This window comes from Dolichospermum sp. UHCC 0406, from assembly GCF_009712025.1.
GTDB classification, from domain to species: Bacteria; Cyanobacteriota; Cyanobacteriia; order Cyanobacteriales; family Nostocaceae; genus Dolichospermum; species Dolichospermum lemmermannii.
In genome coordinates, this window is the sequence record NZ_VILA01000016.1 from 267,050 (window position 1) to 291,167 (window position 24,118).

The window sequence follows — 24,118 nt, forward strand, 5'->3', positions numbered from 1 at the left end:
AATCCTAAAGATTTTACAACTCACAGACTTTTTCACAAACTGGAGAACCGTTAGACAGCAATTTCAGTCAGAATAGAATAGTGTGTTTGAAGTAAGCCGCATTCCTTTAAATCAATATATGGATACTTTAACCAAAAACCGAGAGCAGATTATTGAGTCAATTAAGACATTGCCAGAAGATTCACTCACTGAACTCATCAATTTTATTGATTACCTGCGCTATAAAGCAACTCAAAAACAATCCCAAAAAACTAGTAAAAACTTTTTGCTTTCAATTGCAGCCTTGGGAAATTCAGTAAAAAAGAGTGATAATGGAAAATATTAACGCAGCCATTTCTGGTTTCCCAATTTAATCAGCTATGCAAAACCTCACCAGAATTACCCGTAACCCAGAAGTAATGGGCGGCAAACCCTGCATCCGGGGAATGCGTGTCACAGTTGGTACTATCGTTGGACTAATGGCATCTGGACACAGTGCAAATGATATACTCAAGGCTTACCCATACCTTGAAGAAGCAGATATCTATGAAGCTCTTGCCTATGCTGCATGGCGGGCTGAAGAAATTGAAGTCCCGTTGATAAGTGCATGAAAATTTTGATTGATATGAATCTTTCCCCTGATTGGGTAGCGGTTTTTGGGAGGTATAACATTACCGCTGTCCACTGGTCTACAGTTGGCGATACCCGTGAGAAAGATTCGGTAATTATGGAGTGGGCAAGAACTAATGGATATATCGTCTTTACCCACGATTTAGACTTCGGTTCTCTATTAGCTGCCACAGGTGCAAATACTCCCAGCGTTATTCAGGTTCGGACTCAGGATATTTTGCCTAGTAGCATTGAAAATATAGTAATTTCAGCCCTGAACCAGTTTGAATCTTCTCTTTTTTCCGGTGCGTTGCTAACAGTTGACAAAGCCCAATCTAGGGTGCGTATTTTACCCATTAAACGTGGTTAAGAGGGAGTGGATATTTCTGGGTTTTCAACCATAAACCGCTGTATTTTGTAATTTCCCGTGCTGCATATCATAAAAAAACTTCACTTATCACCCTTTCCCCAATTCCTGAGCGCGTTCTTTTGAGGCTTTGACGGCTTCAATGATAGCAGAACGAAAACCGGCTTTTTCCAAGGCGCTGACACCGGCAATGGTTGTCCCCCCAGGACTGGTAACTCTATCCTTGAGTTCCGCTGGGTGGATTTTTGTTTCTTGTATCAGTGTAGCTGTTCCTAATACCGTTTGTACAGCTAGTTGTTGAGCGATCGCTCTTGGTAAACCCACAGCCACACCTCCATCAGCCAACGCTTCAATCATCAATGCCACATAAGCCGGTCCACTACCAGATAATCCTGTCACCGCATCCATGAGGCTTTCCGGGACTTCGACGACTTCCCCCACAGCGGTAAAAATCTGCTGTGCTGTTTGTTGGTGATGGGGATGAGTATATGCACCTAAAGAAATTGCCGTTACCCCTGCACCTACTGTAGCGGGAGTATTAGGCATAGCCCGAATTATGGGAACTTGGGGAAAGGCTGCTTCCAATTGTTTTAAAGTTACACCCGCGAGGATAGAAATGATCAGGGGTGAATGTTCTGTGGGCAGGATATCTGCTAATTCTTGAGCCACAGCCGTAAATATTTGGGGTTTGATTGCCAACATCACCGCTGTTTTCGCTTCCCCTAACACCAAGCTATTATCCGTAGTTACAACCACCCCATATTGCTGCTCTAAATAGCTACCGCGTTCAGCCTGGGGTTCACTGACGATGATTTCTGAGCCTTGATAAATACCACTGACAATAAGGCGGGATAATAGAGCTTCTCCCATTACCCCACCGCCAATTAAGCCAAATTTTATATTCATTTTCATTAGTCACTAGTTAGTGGTCAATTAATTATCAGAACTAATGACTAATTTACCTTACTGTGCCATCCGAGTGGGTTCATTTCCCCAAGCGGTCGTTGCTGCTGTCGCTGCGGGACGAGCGGGACGAGCTTGGCTGATAGGCACTTCATGTATTAAACCACCTTGAGTGCTAACTTGCACGCAACTGGGAGTAAACAAGAAGATGCTTTCACCAATTCGTTCTTGATGTCCGTCTAAGGCATAAGTACCACCGGCAACAAAGTCAACTGCACGTTGAGCTTGGTCGGGGTCCATAATGGTCAAATTTAATACTACTGATTTGCGTTCGCGCAATGCTTGAATCGCTTGGGGCATTTCTTCAAATGTGCGAGGTTCGAGGACTAGAACTTCAGAGATTCCATTAATTGCGCCTGGCATACCAATAACATTACTCATAGGTTTGGATACTGTTGTTGCTACTTCTTCAGTAGTGGTAGGTGGATTTTCCCGCCAACGCCGATTGGCAGGAGTAGTTTCCTGTGGCGCTGGTTGAGGATTTTCTTGCTGATAGATGTTTTGATAGTTATTGGCTGTATCAGCTTCTTCTTCGTAGTATTCGTATTCTACCTGCTCATTTAAGCCAACAAAGTCCCTGAGTTTGGAAAATATATTACTCATGTTGTACGCTCCCGGATTAAAATTCCCCTAATTTTCCTGGCTATAAGTTACATTAAAGTTACTTTTAGGCAGTAGTCGTAACTATAGTAGATGTTGGACGTAGCAATTGTACTACTGATTTTACTCTTTAGTACAAATTCTCAATTATCAACAGATACTCATGTTAATGCCTGCACATTAACGAATCTGTAACATTGAGTTAAAATTGTAGCCTAATGATCATTAAAAATAAAGGGGGTCTGACCACCTTTGCAATTAAGAATTACTTATGAGAATATTATATTTTTTGACAATTATCAATACTTGGTAGTAAATTCGCAACCGAGTGTTAATCATGCCGTCTCGAAGTATGACTACAGCTATGTCTAGGCTCGTTCACCAAACAAAATTGTACCTAATCGCACCATTGTTGCCCCTGCTTGCACTGCCAATTGGTAATCCCCAGACATACCCATTGATAATTGCTGCATTGTAATATTTGGCCAATTTTGTGATTTGATGGTTTGTGCTAATTTGTATGTACTATTAAATAGTGTTAAAATTTCTGCATCCGCCAAACCTTGCGGCGGAATTGTCATCAAACCTTGAATTTGTAAATTTTGACATTGGTTGAGTGCTGCCAAGTCAGCTAATAATTCTGGAACCATCCAACCAGATTTATTCGCGTCGGGGAGAAGTTTGACTTGTAAGCATACGTTAGGATTCACTCCCAGTTCTTGCGCTAGAGTATTTAAGCGTTGTGCCAGCGGCAAGTTATCAACGGAGTGAATCCATTGAAATAGTTCTAAGGCTTTTCTGGCCTTGTTCGTTTGCAGATGTCCAATTAAGTGCCAGGTAATATCCGATAGATCTTGCAATTCGGCTTGTTTACTGGCAGCTTCTTGGATGCGACTTTCGGCAAAATCACGAACTCCTGCGGTGTATGCTTCCCGCATTAATTCGGTAGATACTCTTTTTGTAACAGCAATCAACCTCACTGTAGATGGGAGTGAGGCGCGAATTTGAGTAAGGCGATCGCTAAGTGAACTACTCATTGGAATGTGCGCTGAAATACACCTTGAAGTTGCTCGTACTCTTGAGAATTACCACTGCGGCGCAAAGTCCGTAGGCGATTTTCCAGCATCATTCTGGCTTCAGTCCGGCCAATTGGCTGAAATTTCAGGGCTTTAAGCTCAGTTGTTACCAGAAAAAATAAGCGTTGGGCGTAGAGTGTGGTAAACAGATCCTGGTTCTCATCAACCATACAGATCCTATAGAGTAAACCCCAAGTTGGATGATTTATGTAAGTTTCTGAGTTTTCTGGATTCATTTCCTAGTCAGGGTGGGGAGTATATGTAGCCGGGAACGGGGAACAGGCTGAAAAGTTTGATGATAACTGGATGTTTTCATGCAACTGACAACCGCTATAGCTTGTTCTGCAATTTACTAACATTCAGAGGATAGTATATCCCTTCCGCCAAATTTTTCGTTGACAGTGCGAAACTAACAATCTTCTTGACGGTTTCTGAAGCAAAACAACACCCTTTTAAGTCTGTGATGTTGCACAGGCTTCTTTCTATCCTGCCACAATTCTCACCCAACGGCGCAAAAATGGACATTTATCCAGCCGGCATATAGTAGGAGTCAGGAGTCAGGAGATTAAGGAGTCAGGAAGAAAGAAGAAAGAAGAAAGAAGAAAATTTTTTCTCGTTCCCATACTCTGTATGGGAATGAATTCTCAAGGCTCTGCCTTGAATAACAATAGAGGCAGAGCCTCTAGAGGCAGAGCCTCTAGATAGTATTCCCAGTCCGAGACTGGGAACGAGATGAAAAATGTCATATTAGAATTGAGGGCTTCTGTCTCTCGACGGATGAAAACACCTAAATTCATTGCTTAAATCTAGAATACCGGGAATTCATGCGCCAATTTACCAACGAGGAGAAGCAACCCTGCTGCTTTTGCCGCAAGCATTAATAATTCCTTTTCCTTTTTGCAGAGGTGAAGTTCCTCTGTTGTCATTTCATCGTAGTCGAGTTCCTCCTCAATGAGATCAATGATCTCTCGAGCTAGTTTCATTGTAACGAAAAGCACTGTGCGCTCGTCTTCGCAGAACGCTACAGGTGCCATATCCCAGGCTTTCGTAAACGTGAGTATATAACCCGCCTTACTGGGACAGAAAAACTTTAACTCAAACCCAATCTCCTTTAGATCCGATATTTTAAGCGACTTCCTGTTCTCGTAAGTGATCGGAACGTCTGTTCTTAGGAATTTCATGTCTTTAGTCTTTCTGCTTTATGTATATTATGTATATTATGTATATATTGTAAGATAAATGCGTTGCTTATTTACCAGAGTCAGATCCCCGACTTCTTGAAGAAGTCGGGGATCTTGTTACCGATTTTTCAGAGAAGGAAAATTTTTCCCACCTAGTTCAATTTGTCCAGTTACGCACCCAGCTTTTAACCTATTTACTAAATACTCCAAATCATTAGCAATAAAATTTGTGCCATGATCTGGTTCTACTAAGCTAATTAAATTGACATCATTGATTATTTGATCACCTAAATCAGCAATTCCTAGAAAATTGAAAACCCCTGATTCATAAGTTCCACAAGGTACAGAAGGATTATTCATCCCCACACAATATTCATTGTCTTGAAACCAATCAAAACTAGGATAGCCATGAAAGTGAACTATGGGCGCACCATTGGCAATTAATTCTGGTGTGTATAAAGCCGCAGCTAAACTAATGGCTAACATGACATAGATATCATAGGAAGGTTTGATATCTGCTTTTTTTGAATTACTTCCTAATGGTAATTGCAGATGTAATTTATCTTGTAAACCAATCCGCAGAATATCAGAATCAATGTTTAAATCCGTTTTATTTGCCCCAGAACGAGAACTAACTAACCAAATATCAGGTATTTGCTTAAATCTATTTTCGGCGTTGATATTTAGTTTAATAAAACGTCTACCTTGTTCATTTTGGCGAAGTTCATAACTACTAAATCCGGCTACAGGTAATAAATTCTCCCATTCATCAATAGTGATTTCTGGCTTACCGACATAATGAGGAGGTTCAGCATAAGCCACAAAACCATAAGATACTCCTGTTCTGCCATTAACGATGACATTAACAATGTCTCTATGGGATTTTCTTTTAATAACTTCATCTAATTTAAATCCGGCGGGAAATAAACCTGTAGATGCTAATTCTTGCCCTAATTTTACCAGCTTTCCGGCATGGTTTGATAGATGAGGATTATATTCTCCTAGTTCAAAGCGACTAATTAATAATGGAGTAATGGGGACAAATACTTTAGGAATAAGTGATTTTAAAGCAAAATTTTCAATTTCATGGGGAGCGAATTTAGAATCAGAAAGATTCATATTCAAAATAGAAAATTTTTCATCAGATACACCAATAACAATTTCTGAAAAGGTTTTAACTAGTGTATTGATACCAATGCGAATTTTTTCTGAATAAGGTGTGAGTGGATTAACAAATTCAGCATCTATATCAGTGAGAATTATTACTTGTGTATTTGTCGGATCTTCCACATATTTGGCAGCATGATCTTCAGCCCAACTACTTAATTTAGCAATTTCAATAACGGACATTTGCTGTTTTTCTTTCAACCATGTATAAGATAACTTATACCAAGCCTCAGCTATAAATATTCCTAATTTTCTTAACCATGAGTTTGGTCTTTCTACGTCTATTACAGCATCAATATCTGCTCTGACACTCTGCATTTTTAAAGATTTCTGCCAGTTAATAATGGGGATTTTAATGGTATGTTTTAATTCGGTTGTGGCTTCTTTCCAGGGAATTACTTTCACACCATGCTTTTGCAGATAGAAAATTAATTGTTGGCGAAATCTGACAATAACTTGATGATGATAATTATCGGGTAAAGGTCTAAAAGTAACTTTTAAGTTTTCAGCCATGAATTGAGGATTAATAATTGGTGCTTGATATCCTGTGGGTGATTCTCCAGAAAAGCCACCAATTAATTTACCAATAGTTTGTAAACTAATACCTTGAGTTAAAGGTTCATGGGCATAGTTATTTGTAACATTCATTTCCTGGATTAATGCTAAAATATCTTCTTTATATGTAGCTATTTCTATTTGTATTTCTGGAGTAATTACACCCTTGGGAGAACGAATATTTAGCTTGCTATTTTCTGACCAGAATAAGACACCTTGTTGAGTGAGTTTTGCTAAAATTTCTGCTGCGTTCATAACAAAATTTCCTGTATTTAAAAATAGGAAGTTAGAAAAGAGGACACCTGGCTGAATTAGGCTATCCTAATCTAGCGAAGTGTCCCAATAATCAAGGAGGAAAAACTGGTTTATCAGTAATTAAACAGAATTTGTAGAGGTTATATCTGGATAATTTCTGACTGGGAATTTTCTAATTCTTCAGATAATCTGAGAGAAAGTTCTTCAATGGTGGGATAATACCAAAGGTGGATAAGTGATAATTTAAATCCCAAAAACTTTTCGGCTCTACTAGCGATAATTATGGTTTGTGCTGAGTCTAAACCGTAACTATCTAAAGGTTCACGAATATTTATTTCTTCTGGATTAACTCCCAGTAAAGAGGAAATTTCGGAAACTAACCAAGCTTGAATTTTAGTGGCGTTATCTTGGTTGTCGGGTAGGGAATGAGAGAGATTGTTATTCATTTATGTACCTCCTGGTATTAAGTAATGAGATGAGATCTTCATGATATAATCAATGCAATTATCAACAAGTTTTTCTATGGTTTGGCGATTAAGTGCAGGTTGAGAAAAAACAAAATTTAAAGTCATTTTTTCTTGAAAAGTAGCAGCGTGAACAATAAACATTCCTGCATATAAAGCATGAGAACCAACAAAACTGATTTCTTCTAGTTCTAATTCTCCATAAGTATGGGGAATATTAACTTTACCAATGTTAGAAACTGAAACTGTAGCAGATACTTGATTCGGGAATAGCAAAGAAAAATTTATCAATTGTTTAGCGAGAAATATCATTTGAACAATTTCTCCTTGGCTAATTTTTTTATTAAGAGTATGTTTTGCTTTTCGCGCTAATTCCCAAAAAGATATATTATTAGTAATTCGATAAAATCCCATGATAGAGGCTGCTAAAACCGTCATATTTTCTTGACTAATTTCTGGTTGTAACCGTCTTCTTAAATCAAGATATGATAAACAACTAACTCGAATATTATCTTCATGGCTTTTAGTCAGTTGTTTGGAGACTGTTAACATTAATGCCGCACATAAAGCACTTTGTACTGTAGTTTTTTCTTGTCTGCATTGCTGAATAAACTGTTGTGTTGATTCTTCGCTAAGTTGTCTATGAATAATTTCGCAACGCCGTTGAGAAATGGGAACATATTTTTCTACTCCTAATGTTTTTGGTTGATTCCAATATTTTTGCAGTGCGAGATTTAATAATAAAGCAATTCTCCCTAGTTTGCCTTTAAAACTATTTGTCCATGGAGGTAATAGTTTTTCAATGGGTGGAAGTGGTTCTAACGTAGTAACTGCTGGAATGGATTTACCTGCGGTAATTTTTTGACAGTAGGTTAAAATTTCTGAATGAAGTTGGATGCTTGATAAACCGTCGGTAATAGCATGATGTGTAGTTGTAATTAGATAATTAATATTCTGCTGATTTAATATTTTTACAAGTACGACTCGTAGCAGATATTTACTACTATCAATTACCTGATTCATTTCTGTATTAACGATTGCTTCCCATTCCTGACTTTCTCTAATATTAACAACTTGCAAAGGAAGTTTTCCTGTACCTTTGGACTGATAATAGTAGGAATTTCTAGAATTAATAATATGAGCATTAAGCGCAGGATGACGATATTGAATAATATCTAAAGACTGTCTGAGAACCGTTTCTTGAATATTTCCTTGAATCCGGCTAATGGTAACTAAGTTCCATGTTTTAGCTCGTTGATTCAGGATTTCCATTGTTTCTTCTAGCTGTCCTAATTTTCTATTTATAGCCATTTTTATCACCGTTGTTGGTAGTGAGGGATAAATCCCTCACTTGCATATAAATCTAATTTGATTTGTTTATGTTGTGGGCATTATTGTATTTTGATAACGAACCACAGAGGCACAGAGATCACAGAGGAAATGCTGTATAGTGCTAACTACAAATTTTGTGGATGATATTGGCTGAATTCTTCTGGCATTTGTAAGCCTTGAATTTTTAAGTTTTGAATACGATATAAATACGCTGCACCTGTCATAATTTGATCGGCTATATCAACTACTCGACGATTATTGATATCTGCTAAGTAAGAATGACGTACCCAATTATTAAAACTTCCCATTGCTGGTCCACACCAGATTTGATAATCAATTTCCCGACCTTTTTCTCCAGTATTTGACCACCGGGAAGATAGTCCTAAATACCAGCGAAATATTAATGCCATTTTTAATTTAGGATTATTAGCTGCTTTGCTTAATTTTTCTGGGTTACGTTGAGATAAATAAGTAGATGTTTCTTGCCAAATTTCGGCAATTGTTTTTCGCAGAATTTGTTTTTCTAACTTTTCTATTTCATCTGGAGGAATTTCGGCAAACGAATTATAATTTCTGTATAATTCCCCTAGTTTTTGAGCGCGAAGGGGGAAAAGAGTTCCCCGCTTAAGAACTTGTAATTTGACTCCCATTTCAAACATATCTGCTGCGGGTGCCATCATTACATCAGTCATTTCTGCTTCAGCTAGGAGCTTTTTTGTATATTCAGAAGTCCCAGCTTCAAGGCAAGATTGATTAATAGAACCGGTGACAATATAAGCTGCACCCATCATTAAGGCTGCTAGTGCTGATTGGGGTGTGGAAATTCCCCCAGCTACCCCAATTCTTACAGGTTGTTTATAACAATATTTACGTTGAATTTCGTCTCTTAATTCTAAGATAGAAGGTAATAAACAAACCAAGGGACGATTATCTGTATGTCCTCCTGAATCTGCTTCTACGGTAATATCATCAGCCATAGGAATCTTCGCGGCAAGATTAGCTTGCAATTCGCTAATTAATCCTTGTTCAACTAATTGGGTGAGAATTTTTGTGGGTGCAGGTTGGAGGAATTTAGTGGCAACTTCTCGCCGGGAAACTTTGGCAATAATTTTATTTTTGATTTCAATGTCATTAGCTGAATTTAAACTTAGTCCAGCAGCCCGATAGTAGACGATATTATCACTCAAATCTAAGAATGCAGAGGCTTCAATTATTCTGACTTGATGCTGTAAATACAAATCAATTAAACGCCGTTCAATAGCAGGTTCGCTAGGACTATGAAGCAAGTTGAAAACATAAGATTTGTTATGCAAAGCTTGTTGAATTTTGTGAATTGCTGTTTCTATCCGGGAAGGAGATAAACCTCCTGCACCAAAGGAGCTTAAAATGTTGGCTTTTCCCAAGGTAATTACCATTTCTTCAGATGCAATACCTTGAGCCATTGCCCCAGTCATATAGGCATATTTTACGCCGTAGAACTCTAGAAAAGTTGGATCACCTAATTGATGAAATCCGATAGTAGGAACAGTTAAAAGCATTTCCAATTTCTGAGTTTTACCGTTAGCACTATATGATAAACTGCCTTCATTGCTAATGCCAATTTGTCCTTCTTTATTCAGAATATAACAAGGAGAATTTAAATTCATCAGTTTATTTTTAATATTTACTGCATCAAAAGACACAGTATTTAAATCGCCTTGCCATCCTTGATAATTGTTATTCATTGAAGGAGAAAATTTGAGTTGTTGTTGATATTTGTTTTCTAAATTAACCACGTTATTTAACCTCTAATCATCAATTTGAATGTTTTGGACAGGCAAGATGCCTATCCCACAATAGATTCACAAGAATTACTCTGTATTTCTACTTTTCTTTTCTAACTTGGGTCACCATTTTTTTGTACAAATCTAATTGCTGCTGGAGAAAGAGACTAAGTTGTTGAAGTGATGTTTGCCGGGACTTTAATAAAAATCCGTGTGCTTTAGCCAGCCGGACATGATGATCATTTAAACTTTTATAATTAGGGGTGGATTTTATTTTGTGTTCATAATTTAATAAGGAATTATCTGGAAAAGATGACTGATTTTCGCAAGCATGATCTTGATCCAATTTGATGTTGGGAAAAGAATATAAAGGTGATAAATCCAATTCAACTCGATGACTAAATAGCTTGGCTAAGGCTTTAATAATGGAGGTATGATCATCTACACCTCTTCTATTTAGAGATACAGCTAGATGTTCTTTGTCTTTGAGAATTTCGCTAATCCACCGACTACAGTTACTACCAACACCAACTTCAATAAAGATTCTGATATTGTCATTGTAGGCACGATTAACTAAGCGAGGAAAATCAAGTTGGTGACAAAGGGCTTTAGCAATATTTTTGCCTATTAAATTACTATCAATTTTCATGGGTGCGTATTCTGCCGCAGAGTAGAAAATTGTTTTTGAATTTGCTTGGCTAGGTAAGGTATTGATTTTTACTAATTCATCATATTCAGAGTGCATTGGTTCACAATGAATTACATGATTAATTGATGTTGGAAAAGCGTCACATTTTAATGTTTGAATAACTCTTTCACAAGCTTGAGTTTCACCAGCAATAATGACTTCTTCAGGTGTATTAATTAAAACGATATAAACCCGACTTTCATTTTTTAGGACTTCTTGGACTAGGGAAGAGGAACATATCAAAATATAGTTACTCCAAAATTCTTCGCTTTTACCTGTATAAATTAAAGGTAATCCCCAATGCTGACGAACTGCATTTTTTTGACCAGATAGCCGGGTTTTAAATAAAGGGGATGAATTCAAATAATCACTGGTACTTTTAAAGCTAGTCCAGACCCCTTGTGCTAACATCATGCTAGTTTCACCAAGGCTATATCCAAAAGCATAGGGGGACTGAATGCGAAAGTGATTTTTCAGCATTACTGTCATTAATCTCGCTAAACCAACTTCCCATTCCAGCATAGAAACTGGATCATTTATTAATTTTTGTTCTATAGTTTCTAGTTGTCTTTTTGATAATTTATTAATGCTGCGAGGATAGATAAATTTTTCAATGTCAGCGGCTCGATTATAAACGCTTTTAACAACAACATCATCGTAGAGTTGAGGGAAAAGACGGAAAATATTTCGTCCCATTCCTATATAAGAAGTAAAAGAACCAGGATAAACAAAAGCAATATGACCTTTTTTTCCTTGGGGATTAACTGTAAAATAACTACCAAGAGGAGTTTGCCAATCTTTGCCAGTGGCAAAAGCAATTTTCACTCCCTGAATTGCCCTTTCAATTTCTCGTTTTAATTCTTCTGGATGTCGTGAAAGAATTGCTAAAGCGTAAGTTGATTGTTGATATTGCTGATATTTTTGGAAATAATCACTAGCAAGTTGCGATAGAGAAGAAACATCTGTGAGACTTTGTTGAAGTGCGGTAATTTGTGTTAATAAAGAAGCACGATCATCAGCCGCAATGGGAAATAAATAATAGGACATTTCTGCTAAATATTGACTACTGCGTTCTATCTGGCTGATTTCTTCTGACAAAATTAAATGTCCATAAATATTATCTTCTTCCATTATATTTACCGCAGCTATTCTTTTAGTCGCACCAGGTTCTAAAAACCAAGGTTTTGATTCTACGGCTACATAAAAGGGGCTTCCATGCCAAATTTCTGGCTGTTTAGGATTGAACCACTGGGGAACACCGGGAATATAACGATAATATAAACAAAGTGCGGTTTTAATGAGGCTAAATATGCCCGCAGAGGCTTGTGTATTGCCAATATTTGCTTTAACACTACCCAAGGCACAACTCAGATTTTCTGCCCCTGTCTGATAAGCCGATATTAAACCTTGAATTTCCGCTATATCTGCGTTAGGAATCCCACTAGCAACAACTTCCAAATAACCAATATCTGCGGCATTAACATCTGCTATTTGAAACGCCTCTTGACAAGCTTGCTTAACAGTTTCTGGATGATTTGGAGCATCTTTCACTACACTCAAACCATCAATGACTGCATAGATGCAATGATTTCGTTGCTTGGCTGTTTCATACAGTTGTAATACTACTGCGGCAGCACCTGCTGTTTTTATGATACTCTGAGCTTTTTCGTCATAACTGAAAGCATATCCAGTCGGATTAATTTCTATCTGGTAATTCTTATCTATCCCGACAATTAAAACAGCTTCAACTTGTTGGGAAATTAATAATTTTTTACTGACATCCAAGGCTGATAAAAGCGAATTTTCTTCGGCAAAAAATGCTAATTCAGCAGAAATATAATTAGCTAATTTAGCAGAATTTTCTGTGGGAGAAATGATGATTAAAGCTATCTTTCTATCTGGTTGAATTTTAGCATCTTCCAGCGCAGAATTGATCACCTCTCGACTTAAAGGAGTTTGCTGATAATTTTCAGATGTAACTGAATTTTGCTTACCTTCATAAATCAGACGTTCAAACTTATTTAATGTTGGTGAACTACTCACAAAACAATCCATACCGACAATTGCTAACTTTTGATTCTGTGCAATTGATTTCATTATGATTCTCCATTTTTTTATAAACTAACCGAAACAGAGGACACAGAAAAAATATTTGCAGATAAATACACTCTTAATTCTCTCCGTGCCTCTGCGTCTCTGCGTGAAAAAATCTAATCTTTGACTATTTGTCGAGGTAGAATTGTTCCTTTAGCGCCAATCATGCGATTATAAATTTGTCCTTGATGACCATAGGTAATCACATCTGTAACCACCGATGATTCTGTCTTTGATTGCACTTCACAAGTCACATAAAATGTCTCACCAAAAGGCACTTTTGCAAATTGTTCAAAGTTCTTAATTTCTGATGGTAAACATCCAACTTGATGAAAATGTTGTGTCCAAATCCAGAGAGAATGAATCTGGACATCTGCTATGTAGGAATTGAATGTTTGCACTGGGAATTGTCCCTGTTGTTGTGCTGTGGGTTCTGGTAAGTAGCATTCAATCGTTATCTGACTAGGGCTGGTATTTAAAACTGATTTTACACCTTGAAAGGTGACTCCATGAAATAGGCTAGAAGCATTTACTTGATATAATTCTTGATTGGTTTTGAGGAGATTTTCATCCTGATTAAAGTTCAGGTTTCCATAATTAGGAGGTGTGGGGATTTCTCGTTTGAGAATTAGATTTGTGCTGAAATGATAGCGGACTTTTCCGTCTGATGTCTTACTACTAATTTTAGCAGCAAATTCTATTTTCTGATTTTCATGTTTTGCAAGTTCTTGAATTTCTAAAACATACTCATTTGTTGAGGTTTCATCAAAAACTATGCCTTTTAAAACTTTGAAATTGGGAGAACCGAAGGCTGTAAATCCAGGATAGAGTTGTTCACAAGCATTAGTCATCCATAATAACCCACAGGTGGCAGGAAGTACGGGACGACCGAGGATAACATGATCATGTAAAAATGGGTTTTCTGCTAATGTTAATTGGCGGTTAATTCGATAGGTTTTTAGCTCATTAGATAAGGTTGCAGGAACATAAGTTAAGGGACTACCAATCACTAATTGAACTGTGTCTTGATTAGCGGTAGTTAGTTCATTAACTAATATTTGTGTTCCTGTCTCTACGGGAATAACTTCAATTCCTCTTTCTGCAAAAGCTTTCTTTAGTTCTGATGATACCATGCCACTTTCCCAGGGACCCCAGTTAATAGCCATGACATGACAATTGGGGTAATTATGTTTAATTAAATGGGCAGATTTGTTCAGGATTTCATTGGCTATGGCATAATCTGATTGTCCCACATTGCCATAAAATCCTACCACGGAAGAAAACAAAACTAAATATTCCAATTGACTCGCTGGTACACACCGCAGAAGATTTTCTAAACCTTTAACTTTAGCTGCATAAACATTTTCAAAATCCTGAATTGATTTTTTTTCAATGCGTTTATCAGCTAAGTTTCCTGCACCATGAATTATGCCAGTTATCGCCCCAAAACGTTCAATTACATCTGCAAGTTTTGATTCTAGTAATACTGTGTCGGTAATATCTACACTCAGATATTCTGCTTTTCCTCCTGCTTGTTCAATGGCTTTAAGATTACTTTGAATTTCTCGCTGTGAGGAAATTGCTTGATACTTTTTCTGTACCATTATTGGTGTTGCTTTTTCCCCTTGGGCTTGGAAATTTTCTAAAATTCGCTGTTTTAATTCTGCTTCATTTTCGCAATTTTCTGCCCAAACTGGTTCAGGTTCTGGACTGGAACGCCCTAAAAGAATAAATTTACATTGATATTGCTGGGCGATTTTAATGACACATTGGGCTGTGATTCCTTTTGCACCACCACTAACTAGAAAAACTTGATCTTTGGTAATCTCTCTTTGAGAATTAGTAGTTGGTAATGGGCTGAAGTCTGCAATTAAAGTGACTCTTCCTTTTTTGCTATATCCTACTTCTTGAATTAACAAGTTTGAATCATGAATTTCCGCGAGGATATGTTTTACAGATGTTTCTGGATCTATTTCTGGATTTAAGTCAAGGGAACGACAAAATACATTTTCCCATTCTTGATTAATACTCTTGCTAAGTCCGAATAATCCTCCGGAAATTGCACTAAAATCATGGGTTTCTCCTAATCCAAATTCACCATCTAAACGCGCAACGTTAATAAAACAACTGCGGCCAAATTTTGCGGCTTCGTTGAGTGGTTCTTTCAGGTATTTAGCGATTAAGAAGACGTGACGCAGAATGGATTTATCTATGTCTAATGGTGTTGCTGGGTGGAGATGAATAAATGCAGCTACAGTACCATAATTATCAGCAATCTGTTCTAACTGTTGTTGTAAATTTTCTTCATTCCAATCAGTTAAAACTACTCTATTGATTCCTTTATGAATATTTGAATCAATTCCAGGGAAACTTAAAACTACAGTTTTCCAACCTTTAGCTGTCAAACTTTCTGCTAATTTTTCAGTAGTAGAAGAACCATCATCAGTTATTAATACAATGTGGTTTTCAGGAAGAGAAAATTCTAAACTATCAGGTGTGGGAAGTTGCTGTAATTTGGCAATACTGCGGCGGATATTTGGCAGAAATGTGGTTGTTGTGATCTCTACTATTTCTTCAGTCAATAAATTAGAAATTCCCTGGGCTTGTTGCTGCATATAAGTGGCAATTTCGGCCAAAGTTCTCAATTCTCCAATTTCTTCGAGGTTGGGTTTAGGTAAGTCGGGATATAGTTCTAATAAACCTCCTAAAATTTCTACCCGTTTGATAGAATCAATTCCCAAATCTGCTTCCATATCCATTGACAGTTCTAACATTTCTACTGGGTAGCCTGTTTTATCACTGACAACTGTTAACAGAATATCGCTTAAATCTGCGGGAATTTCTACTTCTGCTTTTTGTTCTTCAATTTCAGGTGTGGATGTTATTAATTCCGGTTGAGGAACTTCTACTAATACCTCTGTGGTAATAATTGCGGTTGATGTTTCTATCTGTTGATTTAAGACATCTGAAACTAAAGTTTGCATATATTCGGCAATTTGTTCCAAAGTTCTTAATTGTCCCAATTCTTCGGGGTTGGGTTTAGGTAAATCGGGATATATTTCTAATAAACCTCCTAAAATTTCGACTCGTTTGATAGAATCAATTCCTAAATCTGCTTCCATATCCATTGACAGTTCTAACATTTCTACTGGGTAGCCTGTTTTATCACTGACAACGTTTAGTAGAGTTTGACTAAGGGTAGCTTTATCTATATTTGGGATGATTTTTTCTTCACGCAGAGGCGCGGAGGTACAGAGAGGAAGAGGTGGAGATAAGTCGGTTTTTTCATCGTTTTCTAAGTCTTGTTGAATTTGGGGAGAAAAAGTGGGTTGAGGATGATTTACATAATTGATGACTTTATTTTCTGAAGTCAGTAAATGAAAATGTTTTTGCAGAAGTTGAAAGTAATTTTGGGTATATTCATGTTGATATTTGAGATATTGTTCATGAATGCGGAGGGTATCACCTTGATGATCATGAAACCGCATCATGTTCTGTTCAGAATTGGAAATTGCTAGTTGCTGAGTTTGAGATTGATGTTCTGTAGGTTCATTATTTCCCAATAATGAATACTGCTGCTGCATTAATTGAGAAAATGTCTTTGTGTATTCTGTTTGATTTTGCAAAGATTGTTCATGAACATGGATAATGTCCCGTTGTTGCTGACTAAATTCTGTGATGAAATTTTCTAAGCTGTGAATAACTTTTTCAGAATTTTGAGGGTGAATTTCTACTTTTTCTAATTTACTGTTGAGTGAAGTTGGAGGCTTTTCGTTACCCTGTGGTTGATGATTTCCGTTAAATGAAGTTGGAGGCTTTTCGTTACCCTGTGGTTGATGATTTTCGTTAAATGAAGTTGGGTAATTTTCGTTAATTGTTGGTTGGGAAGATATCACCCCTACATGATGACCATTTTCTAAGGCTTTCGCAAAGGCTTTTTGAGTTCTTTCGGTAATATTGGTACTATTTAACCGCACATTCAAAACTTTTTGTTGAGGAATTTCGGGAATTTTAGTTACGACTTGATAGGGATCTAAATTTTGCAAAGATAACCCAGCTACCTGCAATTGAACTATGGCTTGTCGAAGAGTTTTGTCGCTATTTTTGGTATGATTTGGATTTACAGCTATAGCTATATGGGGTTGATCATTTAAAATCTCCTTTACCAAATTTGTAAGCACATTTTTAGGACCAAATTCCACAAAACAATAACCACCAGCAGCATAAATATTTTCAATCTCCTGCTGAAATAATACCTGATTGAACAATTGTTCTTTGAGGATTTTTTGGATAGCGTGGGGTTCTTGAGGATAACAGCCACCTGTAACATTAGTATAAACGGGAATTTGTGCTTCGTTGAAATTTACTTTTTCAACAGCTTGGGCAAAAGGTTTTTGAGCATGAGATACTAATGGTGTATGAAATGCTGCGGAAACTCCTAATAAAAAAGTAGTAAAACCTTGTTTTTTGAGAATATCTTGGACTTGACTAATTTCCTCTTTCTTCCCAGCTAATACTATTTGGTGCTGAGAATTTTTATTAGCAACTGCTACCTGGGGAAACTTTTTAATTACTGCCGTTATCTGCTGAATATCTCCTTTAACGGCTAACATTCCTCCAGCATCAAAATTGGGATTTGCCGGTGCAGCCATAGCTTGTCCTCTAGCTTTTGCTAAGAACAAATAATCTTCTTCATTTAATACACCTGCAACCCACAAAGCTGTTAATTCACCAAAGCTATGACCAGCAACAAAATCAGGTTTAAATCCAGCTTGTTGCAAAATTTTATATAAACCCGCACTAAATACTCCAATTGCTGGTTGTGCATATTCAGTTTTTTGCAACGTTGCTAACTGAACTTGCTTTTGTGCTTCATCAAAAACAGGCTGAGGAAATACTACCGTTGACAAGGGCTGTAACCCGTCCTCACACAAAAGGCTATCCATGTGCGTATAGGTTTGGCGCAAGCAGGGAAAATTCATCACCAACTCCCGCCCCATTTCTAAGTATTGTGAACCTTGTCCAGAAAACAAAGCCACTACTTTACCTGTCGGATCTATCCCCTTTTGACGGTAGTAAATCCCTTGAGGATGTTCCCAGGATTCGGCTTCAGGCTTCTGTTTTAGCCCTGCAATCGCAATTTTTAGTAATTCCTCAGCTTGCGCTAAATCATTAGCTACAAAGCCCATTCTGGCATAATTAACGGGAATTTTCCTGGTTTGAGAATCAGTAATTAATTGTTGATAGTGTCTTTCTTTACCCTCAATCTGTAATTGTTGCTGGATTTGTTGACAACGAGATAACAACTCTGAAGGGGTGGGGGCAAATAGCAGTAAGGATTCTGGCCTATGGTGTAAACGGTAAGGGTGATGATGTTCATGCTCGTATTCTTCCAGGACAACGTGATAATTTGTACCACCAAAGCCAAAAGCACTGACTCCTGCCCTTCTTGGTTGGGTAGGATGACTTACCCAAGGTCTAGTTTCCGTATTTAAATAAAATGGCGAGTTCTCAATATTCAGTTTAGGATGGGGTTTACTGATATTGATCGTCGGTGGTAAGACTTTGTGGTGCAACGCTAAAGCCGCTTTGATGAGACTAGCTGCACCAGCCGCCGCCTTAGTATGTCCAATTTGAGATTTGACAGTTCCCAAAGCAATATGCTGTTTTTTCGGGTTATTTTCGCTAAAAACGCTGGTAATAGATGTAAATTCTGTAGGATCTCCTACCATCGTTCCCGTGCCATGTGCTTCGATTAATCCTACACTAGCAGGAGAAACACCTGCATCTATATAGGCACGAACCAAAGAACTAATTTGTCCTTCTGCCCGAGGTGCGTAAATACTTTTATACTTGCCATCGCTAGAACTACCCATCCCTTTAATGACTGCATAGATGCGATCGCCATCTCGTTGGGCATCTTCTAGACGTTTAAGTACCAGCATTCCCACGCCTTCGCCTAATAGCATTCCATCTGCATCAGTATCAAAGGGTCTTACCTTTTCTCCAGGGGAAACAGCAGGGGTTTTACTGAAGCACATATAGGCGAAAATTGAGTTATCCGTATCCACCCCGCCAGTTATCATCATGTCAGCGCGATGTTCCACTAACTCGCTAATAGCCATTCTTAATGCACCCAAAGAACTCGCACAGGCTGCATCCACTACGCAATTCATTCCGCCCAAATCCAGACGGTTGGCGATACGTCCAGAAATCACATTAGCTAACATTCCGGGGAAGGCATTTTCGTCCCATTGCACATATCCACTTTTGAGTTTTTCAATAATTTTCTGGCTATCTTCGTCTGATAAACCACTATTTTTGAGAACTTTTTTCCAAAGTGGATCTTGCAATCTTGCACCTAAAGGAACAGCCAATTGTCTACCAATTGCTACTCCTAATATTACTCCTGTTCGTTCGTGATTAAATTGGCGAGATGTCCCATAACCAGCATCTTCTAATGCCTCTTTTGCCACTACCAAACCGAGTAATTGAGAAATATCTGTCACCTCCAAAATATTAGGAGGTAAGCCAAATTCCATGGGATTAAAATCAATATCTGGTAAAAAACCACCCCGTTTACAATAGGTCTTATCCGCTGCTTTGGGGTCAGGATCATAATAATCATCTATTTGCCAACGGGAAGCCGGAACATCAGTAATACAATCCACTTTCTGAATAATATTTTCCCAGTATTCCTGTAAATTCTTCGCCTGGGGAAAAATAGAAGCCATCCCAACAATTGCTACATTAGTTGTTCGCAATTTAGCATTAATTTCATTTTTCATCTTTGTGGTATCAGGCATATTTTTTTTAACCTTTATCATCTTGAGTACAGACTTTTCACAGTTACTAATTTCAGATTGCAACTGTGCAAAAGCAGCTTCAAATTTGGAAGCAGCCATGATCATATTTCCCTCTTTTGATCGAGCAATATAGAGGTGAATAGCAGCTTGTTTTTTGACTAAATTAAACTAAGCTAGAATTGATTTTCATTCTTAACAGTATTGAAATCTGAACTCGACATAAATTATTGATAAATATTGTGGCGATTAAATATGAAATAGTCTGATTAATCCTCCAGACTATAAATTAAATTTCCGCCTATATTAATCTGAGTTTGGTGACAACCCTATTGCAACTCATAAGCAACTTACGTGCAACTTTATAAAAGTCTTGCAGATGTAAAATTGATAGAGTCGTCGCAGAAATATCTTTGCTTATCCAATACACTAATTATTATCTAAGTTTTAGCCATTTTGACAAAAGTTGCATAGAGATTGCATATTATTAGTTCCAACTTATTGAAAACTTTATTTTACAATAACTAAGAATAACAAATTCTCTGGATAAAAATAGAATGTGCAATATGTAATTATTGTTCATTAGTTTCTAATGCTAAATAGTTATTTTTTACATCTATCTCCAGAAATATTTTTTCACCTTTGTAAAATAGATCACTATTAAATATATCTCAGGAGTTAAAAATATATTTTTTCATCAACTTAAGTCCTAAATTTGAGATAATGCAAAATTAGTAATCCTCTATTTAAAGAATTAAAAATTTGAGGCTTGCGATTTTTACAAATCCCAGATAGTGCGATAAACAAGGTTCTATGAAACAATCTGTTGCATATAGGTTGAAATTCTCAAAAAATAAGTTTACTCTAAATTATTAAATCAGGGAAATTTAGACTGTGAATTTCAAACAGTCTTCGAGCATAAAATTAGTCAATTAAACGTTATTGCATTATTTGGCTTCTGCAATATTGGAATTACAAAAACTACAAGGAATTGCTGGCATGAGACTATCTGAATTAGATCCACTCATCCCGCTGAATGAGTTACGAGAACAACTCCTCAAATTACCAAAAGGTTACTCATTTCATGAAGATGAATTAGTAGATTTTCTATCACGGAGAAGATGGCCTGAAAGCAATCGTCGAATTGATAGAACCACATTCTGGCGGTGGCGGAATGACAACGCTATTGAACATCAAAAAATCTTCAGTCGCTTGGATCTTCTCAAACTTTGTCAAATTTGTGATCATTATCGAGTAGACGGAACCCGCAGCGAATATTTGGCAATCATGCGGAAGAAAAAAGAGAAAGAGGTTGTGTTAAATAAATAAAATTTTGATCATGGTAATTGGTAATAGTCAGCAACTAATTACCAATTACCTGGCAGAATTTTAGTATTTAAGTATTTTATGTAACTTTCCATTTAGTCAACCAAAGTAAAGAATTTTTGATTAGTTGTATTTTGTTGGATATTAAGGTTATCAATTAATCCAGTTCAGTTAATTATGTAGGTTGAGTTGACGGCAGTAAACCCAACAAAATGATTGATAATGTTGGGTGGTGCTGTCACTTAATCCAACCTACTTTTTTCTTAACTGAACCAGATAAGGTTATCAAGAGATGCTATCAAGTGTAATGGCTTTTCTGTCTCTAATTTAGAGTCAGAAATATTGTCATATTTCCTAATTTAAAAGACAAAATTATGGTACACAAAGAAAAGCACTCATTCACAAAACCTATGAGTTTGTGGCCGATAATGTTAGGAAGTGCTGGAGTTATAGCTACTAGCATAATATCTATCTATAGCCTTTCATATTTTCAGAAAACGTCTAAATCATCCCCGACCATATCTTCTATTTCTCCCATTTCAGCCCCTACTATTACTGCTGTTGCTGCTTTAGGGCGTTTAGAACCCCAAGGAGAAGTAATTCGTCTCTCCGCACCTAATTCTCAAACAGGGATAAGAGTTAATCAACTCCTAGTTAAAAAAGGAGATAAAATTCGTCAAGGACAATTAGTAGCAATTCTTGATAATTATATACCTAATCTTGCAGCTTTAGAAAAAGCAAACCGACAAGTAGAAGTTAGTCGAGCGAATCTTCAACAAGTAGAAGCAGGGGCAAAAGGAGGGGATATTTCAGCCCAAAAAGCCACAATTTCTCGTTTAGAAGCTGATTTACGAGGATCAGTTTCTACTCAAAAAGCTACAATTTCTCGTTTAGAAGCTGAACTAAAAAATTCAGAAACCGAAAATCAACGCTATCAGAAATTATATCAAGATGGTGCTATTTCTGCTTCTGATGCAGATACTAAAAGATTACGCCGGGATACTGTGCAACAACAACTTAATGAAGCTAATGCTAGTCTAAAACGAACTATAGAAACTTTGCAAAAACAGTTAACTGAATCTCAAGCTAGACTTAATAGTATTGCCGAAATTCGCCCCACAGATGTGCAACTAGCTCAAGCAAATGTAAAAAGTGCTATAGCATCTGTTCAACAAGCTCAAGCCGAGCTAAATTTAAGTTCTATCCGTTCCCCTATTGATGCTCAAGTTCTAAAAATTAATACTTGGCCAGGAGAAATAATTGGCAATAAAGGCATAGTAGAACTAGGACAAACTCAACAAATGTATGTAGTTGCAGAAGTCTACGAAACTGATATTAAAAAAGTTCGTTTAGGTCAATCAGTAACTATCACCAGTGAGGCTTTTAGCGGAAAATTAAAGGGAACTGTCGCAGATATTGGTTTACAAATTGGTAGACAAAATATCTTCAATACTAATCCCGGTTCAGATACAGATAACAAAATAGTTGATGTGAAAATTCGCATTGACAACTCGGCAGATAATCAACGAGTTTCTAGTTTAACTAATTTACAGGTACAGGCACTTATTAAAATATAACAAAGTCTGAACTATGATTTGTCTGATTAATTTGATTTGGATGATTTATATAGCGGTATGCACTTGAATGAGATACATCATAGTCCCCTCCTCGCTTGCGGGGTGGGGTGCATTTATATAAGGAATAGGAGGTAAAACATGATTTTAAATATACCTTTGCCTTGGCTACAATTGATCAAACAAAAAGTGCGCTTTTTTGTAGCATTGGCTGGGATTGCTTTTATTTCTGTGTTGATGTTTATGCAAATTGGGTTTCAGGATGCTCTTTATTCTAGTGCTACTCAAGTCCATAAACACCTGCGAGGTGATTTGTTTTTAATTAGTTCCCAATATAAATCTTTGACTTCTACTCAAAGCTTTCCTCGTAGTCGTTTATATCAAATATTAGGTTTTAACGGCATAGAATCTGTTGAACCTTTATATGTCCAATTTGCTAAACTCAAAAATCCCATTAATGGCCGCAAATATCCTATTTACATTCTAGGATTTGATCCGGTAAAATCTATCTTTACATTACCAGAAGTAGATCAAGATTTTCAATTACTAAAAATTCCTGATCAAGTATTTTTTGACCGCGCAGCCCGGCCAGAATTTGGACCAATTGCTGAATATTTTCAAAAAAATCAGCCTATAGGTATGGAAATATTTAGTTATTTGGGAACTATTGGTTATAAGGTTAAAGTTAGTGGTTTATTTACTCTTGGTCCTTCCTTTGGTGTGGATGGTAATTTAATAGTCAGTTCTTCTACTTTTTTTAAAATCTTTCCAGAACATAGATCAAATCAAATAGATATAGGCTTAATTCATCTAAAACCTAATGTTAACCCCCAAACAATTCTCACAACTTTATCTAATAGTTTACCAAAAGATGTCACGGTAATGACACGCCAAGAATTTATTGACTTTGAAAAAAGCTATTGGACATTAAGAACACCAATTGGATTTGTATTTAATTTAATGGTAATGATGGGTTTTGTGGTTGGTGTAATTGTTGTTTATCAAATCCTTTATAGTAATATATCAACTCATTTTGTCCAATTTGCGACACTTAAAGCTATGGGATTTAGAAATAAATATCTTTTAAATGTCGTATTTCAGCAAGCTATAATTTTAGCTGTCTTGGGTTTTATTCCTGGTTTTGCTATCTCTCTAGGGCTATATGATATTGCTAAAGATGCAACTAAATTACCAATTGTTATGGATTTAAGTAAGGGATCATTAGTATTCACTTCTGTGATTATTATGTGCTTAACTTCTGGTTTCTTTTCTACCAATAAACTCCGTAAAGTAGATCCAGCAGAAATCTTTAATTAACTAAT

General features: G+C 36.9%; 17 protein-coding genes. 6 read left to right on the forward strand and 11 right to left on the reverse strand.

Going from position 1 to position 24,118, the window contains the following annotated elements; translation table 11 throughout:
* Window positions 1-118 precede the first annotated feature (118 nt).
* From FJR09_RS15680 to FJR09_RS15690, 3 genes are read left to right on the forward strand one after another with little or no spacing between them, the layout of a single operon-like run.
* Window positions 119-325, forward strand: a complete 207-nt coding sequence (locus FJR09_RS15680; protein WP_168653832.1) for a DUF2281 domain-containing protein — start codon at window positions 119-121, stop codon at window positions 323-325.
* Between the two features lie 34 nt (window positions 326-359).
* Window positions 360-590, forward strand: a complete 231-nt coding sequence (locus FJR09_RS15685) for a DUF433 domain-containing protein (protein WP_015078595.1) — start codon at window positions 360-362, stop codon at window positions 588-590.
* The gene (locus tag FJR09_RS15690; RefSeq protein WP_015078594.1) at window positions 587-958 is read left to right on the forward strand and encodes a DUF5615 family PIN-like protein; all 372 of its coding nucleotides are present in this window, start codon (window positions 587-589) and stop codon (window positions 956-958) included. The genes FJR09_RS15685 and FJR09_RS15690 overlap by 4 nt, the downstream gene beginning before the upstream one ends.
* A gap of 87 nt (window positions 959-1,045) precedes the next feature.
* On the opposite strand, the gene proC is transcribed toward FJR09_RS15690, so the two are convergent.
* From proC to FJR09_RS15745, 11 genes are all read right to left on the reverse strand, one after another.
* The gene (gene proC, locus FJR09_RS15695; protein WP_015078593.1) at window positions 1,046-1,861 is read right to left on the reverse strand and encodes a pyrroline-5-carboxylate reductase; all 816 of its coding nucleotides are present in this window, start codon (window positions 1,859-1,861) and stop codon (window positions 1,046-1,048) included.
* A 57-nt stretch (window positions 1,862-1,918) separates the two neighbouring features.
* A complete protein-coding gene (locus FJR09_RS15700; RefSeq protein WP_015078592.1) occupies window positions 1,919-2,521 on the reverse strand; it encodes a cell division protein SepF in 603 nt (200 codons plus the stop codon).
* A 365-nt stretch (window positions 2,522-2,886) separates the two neighbouring features.
* Window positions 2,887-3,555, reverse strand: a complete 669-nt coding sequence (locus FJR09_RS15705; protein ID WP_168632274.1) for a YggS family pyridoxal phosphate-dependent enzyme — start codon at window positions 3,553-3,555, stop codon at window positions 2,887-2,889.
* The gene (gene pipX / locus FJR09_RS15710; protein ID WP_015078590.1) at window positions 3,552-3,830 is read right to left on the reverse strand and encodes a transcriptional coactivator PipX; all 279 of its coding nucleotides are present in this window, start codon (window positions 3,828-3,830) and stop codon (window positions 3,552-3,554) included. Before pipX ends, FJR09_RS15705 begins: the two co-directional genes overlap by 4 nt.
* A 570-nt stretch (window positions 3,831-4,400) precedes the next feature.
* A complete protein-coding gene (locus tag FJR09_RS15715; RefSeq protein ID WP_015078589.1) occupies window positions 4,401-4,775 on the reverse strand; it encodes a hypothetical protein in 375 nt (124 codons plus the stop codon).
* A 117-nt stretch (window positions 4,776-4,892) separates the two neighbouring features.
* Window positions 4,893-6,752 carry a hypothetical protein gene (locus tag FJR09_RS15720; RefSeq protein ID WP_168652213.1) on the reverse strand — a complete coding sequence of 620 codons (1,860 nt, stop codon included), beginning with the start codon at window positions 6,750-6,752 and terminating at the stop codon, window positions 4,893-4,895.
* Between the two features lie 140 nt (window positions 6,753-6,892).
* Window positions 6,893-7,198 (reverse strand): phosphopantetheine-binding protein, encoded by a 306-nt coding sequence (locus FJR09_RS15725; protein WP_015078587.1) that lies wholly within the window; start codon window positions 7,196-7,198, stop codon window positions 6,893-6,895.
* Entirely contained in the window at window positions 7,199-8,527 is a 1,329-nt protein-coding gene (locus FJR09_RS15730) for a condensation domain-containing protein (protein WP_015078586.1), read from the reverse strand. It abuts the gene before it with no gap.
* 146 nt (window positions 8,528-8,673) lie between these two features.
* Window positions 8,674-10,272, reverse strand: coding sequence for a PfaD family polyunsaturated fatty acid/polyketide biosynthesis protein (locus FJR09_RS15735; protein WP_083881495.1), 1,599 nt, complete (start codon window positions 10,270-10,272; stop codon window positions 8,674-8,676).
* Between the two features lie 139 nt (window positions 10,273-10,411).
* Entirely contained in the window at window positions 10,412-13,096 is a 2,685-nt protein-coding gene (locus FJR09_RS15740; RefSeq protein WP_015078584.1) for a PfaB family protein, read from the reverse strand.
* 113 nt (window positions 13,097-13,209) lie between these two features.
* Complete coding sequence (locus FJR09_RS15745) at window positions 13,210-19,998, reverse strand: type I polyketide synthase (RefSeq protein WP_168653824.1); 6,789 nt, start codon at window positions 19,996-19,998, stop codon at window positions 13,210-13,212.
* A gap of 897 nt (window positions 19,999-20,895) precedes the next feature.
* On the opposite strand from FJR09_RS15745, the gene FJR09_RS15750 reads away from it, so the two are divergent.
* From FJR09_RS15750 to devC, 3 genes are all read left to right on the forward strand, one after another.
* On the forward strand, window positions 20,896-21,225 hold the full coding sequence (locus FJR09_RS15750; protein WP_015078582.1) for a hypothetical protein: 330 nt from the start codon (window positions 20,896-20,898) through the stop codon (window positions 21,223-21,225).
* A gap of 371 nt (window positions 21,226-21,596) precedes the next feature.
* The gene (locus FJR09_RS15755) at window positions 21,597-22,799 is read left to right on the forward strand and encodes an ABC exporter membrane fusion protein (RefSeq protein ID WP_168632282.1); all 1,203 of its coding nucleotides are present in this window, start codon (window positions 21,597-21,599) and stop codon (window positions 22,797-22,799) included.
* A 138-nt stretch (window positions 22,800-22,937) separates the two neighbouring features.
* Window positions 22,938-24,113 (forward strand): ABC transporter permease DevC, encoded by a 1,176-nt coding sequence (gene devC, locus FJR09_RS15760; protein WP_168652211.1) that lies wholly within the window; start codon window positions 22,938-22,940, stop codon window positions 24,111-24,113.
* The last annotated feature ends 5 nt before the right edge of the window (window positions 24,114-24,118 follow it).

Bases quoted from the DNA above. Each gene is read 5' to 3' on its own strand.
- FJR09_RS15705 (WP_168632274.1), bottom strand. From the start codon at position 3,555: ATGAGTAGTTCACTTAGCGATCGCCTTACTCAAATTCGCGCCTCACTC.
- FJR09_RS15715 (WP_015078589.1), bottom strand. From the start codon at position 4,775: ATGAAATTCCTAAGAACAGACGTTCCGATCACTTACGAGAACAGGAAG.
- FJR09_RS15720 (WP_168652213.1), bottom strand. From the start codon at position 6,752: ATGAACGCAGCAGAAATTTTAGCAAAACTCACTCAACAAGGTGTCTTA.
- pipX (WP_015078590.1), bottom strand. From the start codon at position 3,830: ATGAATCCAGAAAACTCAGAAACTTACATAAATCATCCAACTTGGGGT.
- FJR09_RS15700 (WP_015078592.1), bottom strand. From the start codon at position 2,521: ATGAGTAATATATTTTCCAAACTCAGGGACTTTGTTGGCTTAAATGAG.
- FJR09_RS15680 (WP_168653832.1), top strand. From the start codon at position 119: ATGGATACTTTAACCAAAAACCGAGAGCAGATTATTGAGTCAATTAAG.
- FJR09_RS15725 (WP_015078587.1), bottom strand. From the start codon at position 7,198: ATGAATAACAATCTCTCTCATTCCCTACCCGACAACCAAGATAACGCC.
- FJR09_RS15755 (WP_168632282.1), top strand. From the start codon at position 21,597: ATGGTACACAAAGAAAAGCACTCATTCACAAAACCTATGAGTTTGTGG.
- FJR09_RS15730 (WP_015078586.1), bottom strand. From the start codon at position 8,527: ATGGCTATAAATAGAAAATTAGGACAGCTAGAAGAAACAATGGAAATC.
- proC (WP_015078593.1), bottom strand. From the start codon at position 1,861: ATGAATATAAAATTTGGCTTAATTGGCGGTGGGGTAATGGGAGAAGCT.
- FJR09_RS15740 (WP_015078584.1), bottom strand. From the start codon at position 13,096: ATGAAATCAATTGCACAGAATCAAAAGTTAGCAATTGTCGGTATGGAT.
- devC (WP_168652211.1), top strand. From the start codon at position 22,938: ATGATTTTAAATATACCTTTGCCTTGGCTACAATTGATCAAACAAAAA.
- FJR09_RS15745 (WP_168653824.1), bottom strand. From the start codon at position 19,998: ATGGCTGCTTCCAAATTTGAAGCTGCTTTTGCACAGTTGCAATCTGAA.
- FJR09_RS15750 (WP_015078582.1), top strand. From the start codon at position 20,896: ATGAGACTATCTGAATTAGATCCACTCATCCCGCTGAATGAGTTACGA.
- FJR09_RS15735 (WP_083881495.1), bottom strand. From the start codon at position 10,272: ATGAATAACAATTATCAAGGATGGCAAGGCGATTTAAATACTGTGTCT.
- FJR09_RS15685 (WP_015078595.1), top strand. From the start codon at position 360: ATGCAAAACCTCACCAGAATTACCCGTAACCCAGAAGTAATGGGCGGC.
- FJR09_RS15690 (WP_015078594.1), top strand. From the start codon at position 587: ATGAAAATTTTGATTGATATGAATCTTTCCCCTGATTGGGTAGCGGTT.